The organism is Streptomyces oryzae (genome assembly GCF_017676365.1).
Classification (GTDB): Bacteria; Actinomycetota; Actinomycetes; order Streptomycetales; family Streptomycetaceae; genus Streptomyces; species Streptomyces oryzae.
On the sequence record NZ_JADKMA010000305.1, the window covers coordinates 1 to 5,033 of the forward strand.

Annotated in this window: 2 protein-coding genes; one reads left to right on the plus strand and one right to left on the minus strand. The window is 76.1% G+C overall.

Features of this window, described 5'->3' with window-relative positions; all coding sequences use genetic code 11:
* A partial coding sequence (locus tag ITI46_RS32960; RefSeq protein WP_209243620.1) for an FHA domain-containing protein occupies positions 1 to 3,394 on the minus strand: 3,394 nt, incomplete at its 3' end.
* A 522-nt stretch (positions 3,395 to 3,916) separates the two neighbouring features.
* Between ITI46_RS32960 and ITI46_RS32965 the strand changes: the two genes are divergently transcribed.
* The coding region (locus ITI46_RS32965; RefSeq protein ID WP_209243621.1) for a serine/threonine-protein kinase at positions 3,917 to 5,033 on the plus strand (1,117 nt) is incomplete at its 3' end.

Below are 5,033 nucleotides of genomic sequence, written 5' to 3' on the forward strand. Positions count from 1 at the left end.
CGGTTGCGCGTTCGTCGGGCGCCGGGGCGGGGGACGGGACCTGCACCGGCTCCTGGGCGTCCTGGGCCTGCTCCCGCAGTGGTGCGCGCTCGGGGGTTCTGCGGGGTGCGACCACCCGGCCGCCGGGGCGGGCGGCCAGCCGTACGTACTCCTCGTAGCTGCTCTCGTCGCCGATCAACTCGGCCCGCCGCTTCAGCTCGGCCGTCAGCGCCTGGGCGAACTGCCGCATCCGTACCGGGTCACCCGCGGTCAGCTGCGCGGTGACGTGCGGCAGCTCCTCGCAGACCCGCAGCCCGTCACCGGCTTCGGAACCCGCGCCGTCCACCAGCACCATGGCCAGCCGGTCAGGGCGTTCCCCGGCGGCGAGGGAGGCGGCCAGCGAGCGGAGCAGTTCGGTCTTGCCGGAACCGGGGCCGCCGCTGACGAACGCGTGCCCCGGCAGCGCGCGGCCCGCCCCGTCGGCCTCGCCCTCGGGGGCCGACGGCGCCATCCGGGCGGGCAGTCCGGCCAGCCCCGACACATCGGAGAGGTCGGCCTCGAGCGGACCGTGCGGACCCGCACCGAAGACGACGGGCACCCGCCCCGAGGTGGCGGCTGCCCGCTCCGACCAGCGGGCGAGCAGCGCGGCGGGCGTCGCCCGCGCCAGCCCCAGCTCATCCAGCAGCCGGCACTGGTCCGGCAGCGTCACGGTCGGCGCATCCGACGCCTCGGCCCCCGCACCTTCCGGTTCCCGCAACGGCGCCAGCGCCCGCGCGAACCGCTCCGCCCAGGCGGCGGAAACCGCATCCACGGTCGCCACCGGCCCACCCGGCACCCCCGTAACACCGCCGCTCACGGCCCCTCCCGAACTGCCGCCCGGGCCGACCGGGTTGACTGAACCGGCTGAACCGGCTGAACCGGCTGAACCGGCTGAACGGGCTGAACCTGCCGGGCCGACCGGGCCCGTTGAACGGGCCGAACTGGCCGCATCAGCAGAGCTGTCGGGGCCGGCCGAGCCGATAGGCCCCGCCGAACCGACGGGCCCGGCCGAACCTGCCCCGCCGTACGGGCCCGACCCGGCCTGCGTGCCGCTCCGGGCCCCCCGCGGTCCCTGCTGGTCCCGTGATCCCCGCGCTCCCTGCGAGTCCCGCGATCCCTGCGGCCCCCGCGCCTCCGGCACCCCGCTCCCGTGCCCCGCACTCCCGCCGCGCGCCGTACGCGAGGCCGCTGGATGGAGAACCCGCACCGCGGTGGCCACGTCGCCGCTCAGCAGCGCGACCGTCCCGCACTCGGAAAAGGCGGCGCAGCCCGCGGTCGCGGTCTCCAGGGTCGCGGCGACCGGCGAGGAGGGGCTGGCGGGCGGGGTCTCGGCGAGGCAGAGGAGATGGATACCGGCCGCGGTGCCCTCCCGGGCCAGCCGGGCCAGGTTCGTGCGCAGCGCCGCCGAACCGGGGTCGCCGTCCACCACCACGACCACGGCGGGACCGGGCCGGCCGGCGCGGCGGGGAGCGGTGCTCTGCGCCTCGAGCCGCCGGACGAGTTCGGCCGTACGTGCTGCGGCCTGCTCGTGGTCGTAGGCCGTCAGCAGCCCGCAGTCCTGACCGTGTGCCGGACGCAGATGGGGCAGCCAGCCGAGCCAGGACCACTCCTGCTGCCGGGAGTCGAGGCTGCGCCGCTGGTCCGCCGCCAGCAGTACGACCTCCAGCGCGCTCGGCCCGTGCAGCGCCGTCAGCTGTGCCAGCACCGCCCGCGCCAGCCCCGACAGCCGGGCGCGCGGCCCGGCCAGCCCGAGCGAACCGGCCCGGCGCAGATCGACGGTGACCGGATCGCCGTGCCCGCCACCGCGGTGCGCGACGCCGAGCCGTACGGTCAGCGCGTCCGGATGTCCCGGGTCGCGCTCCCACAGCCGGGGCCCGGGGCCGAGGGCGCTCAGCAGTACGGCGGCCGGGTCGGGCCAGCGCTGCCCTGCGCCGCTTCCCGCGGACACCGGCGCTCCGGCACCGCCCTGTGCGCCGGATCCGGCCGGTGCCCCCAGGGAACCGGAGCTCTCCGCAGGATGTGCGGCCCAGCCCTCCGCATACCCGTCCGCGCGGCCCTGTGTGTAGCCCTGCGCCGTGCCCGAGCCGTACCGCGTGGGCCCGTGCGGGCCGCGGACGGGGTGCGGCGGCGCGCTGCCGTCAGCCGCACCCGGTCCTGCGGCGGGGCCGCCTGCCGGTTCCGTACGGCTGCCGGTGAAGCGGCGTGCCCAGGCGCCCAGCCCCCGCCCTTTGCGGTGTGCGGCGTCGGCGGCTTCCTGCGGCGGCGCGGCTGCGGCGTCGCCGAGCGGGACGATACCGGCGCTGTGGGTCATGTCGGCCTCAGGGAAGGGCCCGCCGGGAGCCGGCGCATAGGCGTGGCCCTGGCCGTCCGGGCCCTCCCCGGTGCCCCAGTGCTCGGCCTGCCCGGCCTGCGCGGCATCCGTGGGCGAGGGGGCGGCGGCGCCCTCCCCCGCGCATAGCGGGATCCTCGCGGCCGCGCCTTCCCGCACGAGGCGGAGCCGCCCCTCGCCGTCCGGCGTGGTGGGCAGGGCCAGCGGCGCGGCGGGCGCCTCTCGGGCAGGAACCGCCGTATCCGCCTCCGTACGCGGGCCCGCGCCCGGCGCCGTACGAGCGGAAGCCTCCAGCCGGATGGCCGTCTCACCGATCCGCAGCGTCGCGCCGGGGCGGAAGAGGACGGGCTGCCGGCCGACGGGTGCCCCGTCCAGGGTGGTGCCGTTGGTGGAGCCGAGGTCGGTGACGGTGACCGTGCCGCCGTCGGTCACGGTGACGGCGCAGTGCAGCCGGGAGACGTCCGGGTCGTCGAGCGGGACGTCGGCGTCGGCTGAGCGCCCGAGGTGGACCTTGCCGCCCTGGAGGAGGTGGATGCCGCCCGCGTCCGGGCCGCCGGTGACATGCAGCCTGGCCTTGGCCGAGCCGTACGCCGTCAGCGCCGTGACGGCCGCGCCGTGTGCGGGCAGCGCGGCGGGGGCGACCGGTGCGTAGAGGGAGACGAGGGCGCCGTCCAGCAGCGGGGGTTCGCCGATGATCTGACGGTGCGGATCCAGCCGCCGCGTCCCGGCGTAGACGACCACGGGCTCCTGGGAGGCTTCCTCCTGACCGGTTGTCTGGCCGGTCGCCTGGCCGGTCGGCTCGCTTCCGGAGGAACTCCCGGGGGAGGCCGTCGCCAGCGCTGCGGCCGCCGAGGTTCCCAGCGCGTTCGTCACCGCGGAGAGCACTGTCCCGGCGGGCGCTGTGACCAGCACGTTCGCCTGTCCCACCGGTTGCCCCGCGGGTTGCCCCGCGGGCTGCGCGACGGGCTGGCCGGGGGAGCCCGCGCCCGCTTCGGCCGCGCCGCGTGCGCCGCGCGGCGCCAGGGCGACAGTCAGCCGGATCTGCATCTGCGCCTCCAGGTCCCGTCCGCGCCGTGTGCCGGGCGGGCCTGCCTGCCCACCGCGCTCGCGCGCCGGCACATCGTCCGTACCACTGCATGCATACTCGCACCCGCGACGGACAACGGGGCCCGTCCTGGCCATCCGCCCGATCTTGCAGTGCGAAACGATCTTGTCCGGGCAGCGGCGCCACCGCAACCATCGCCACCCGGCGTGCGTCTACCCGGGGACCGGAGTTCCGGGGAACCGTCCGACTCCGCTGCTGCACCATAGGTGCACGATGGTGGGGCCCGTGTCCCGTGAGCACGTGGGGCCCGTGCGCCATGGCGGGTATCCGAGTGTGCACAACGGGTGCCCGACAGTACGACCGTGTGCTCAACTGCACAGGCGGTGCACAGAAGCACGTGCGGTGCACAGCGGTGCACAAAAGCACACGGGTGCCCAAGAGCACAGTGTGCGGAGCCCGGTACCGCCTTGTGGGGCGGCACTATTGTGGGCGGGATTGCAGTACGAGACCAGGGAGCGCATGACGTGCGGCCGGTAGGCAGCAAGTACCTGCTCGAAGAGCCGCTGGGGCGCGGCGCCACGGGCACCGTCTGGCGGGCGCGCCAGCGGGAGACGGCGGGCTCGGAGGCGGCGGTGGCCGGGCAGCCCGGCGAGACCGTCGCGATCAAGGTTCTCAAGGAGGAGCTGGCGAACGACCCCGACGTGGTGATGCGCTTCCTGCGGGAGCGCTCCGTGCTGCTGCGGCTGACGCACCACAACATCGTCCGCACCCGCGACCTGGTGGTCGAGGGCGATCTGCTGGCCCTTGTGATGGATCTCATCGAGGGCCCGGATCTGCACCGCTATCTGCGCGAGAACGGCCCGTTCTCGCCCATCGCCGCCTGTCTGGTCACCGCGCAGGTGGCCGACGCGCTGGCGGCCAGCCACGCGGACGGCGTCGTGCACCGGGACCTGAAGCCGGCGAACGTCCTGCTCACCGAGGACGAGAACGGCATGCGCCCGATGCTGACCGACTTCGGGATCGCGCGCCTCGCCGATTCGCCGGGGCTGACCCGCACCCAGGAGTTCGTCGGCACCCCGGCCTACGTCGCGCCGGAGTCGGCCGAGGGGCGCCCGCAGACCTCGGCGGTGGACATCTACGGCGCGGGCATCCTGCTGTACGAGCTGGTCAGCGGCTATCCGCCGTTCAGCGGCGACAGCGCGCTCGCCGTACTGCACCAGCACCTGGCGCAGGAGCCGGAGCGCCCGCGGAACGTCCCCGACCCGCTGTGGACGGTCATCGAGCGCTGTCTGCGCAAGAACCCCGACGAACGCCCCAGCGCCGTCAACCTGGCGCGCGGGCTGCGTACGGTCGCCGACGGCATCGGCGCGCAGGCCACGCCGCAGGCCGCGAGCGCGGCGCTCGGGGTGGCAGCCCTGCTGGCCCCCGACCCGGCACCGGCGCCGGTCCCGAACACCGGCGGCAGCGGCCCCGGCGCCGGCGCGAACGACTCCGAGCCGACGCAGGTGCTGCCGCACAGCGGTGCGGCGGGCGCGGGCGGGCAGTACGACCCGTCGGCCGAGACCAACGTCCTCCCGCAGACCGGCGGCCCCCAGGGGGGACCGGGCGGCCCGGGCAGCAACTCCGAGCCCACGCAGGTGA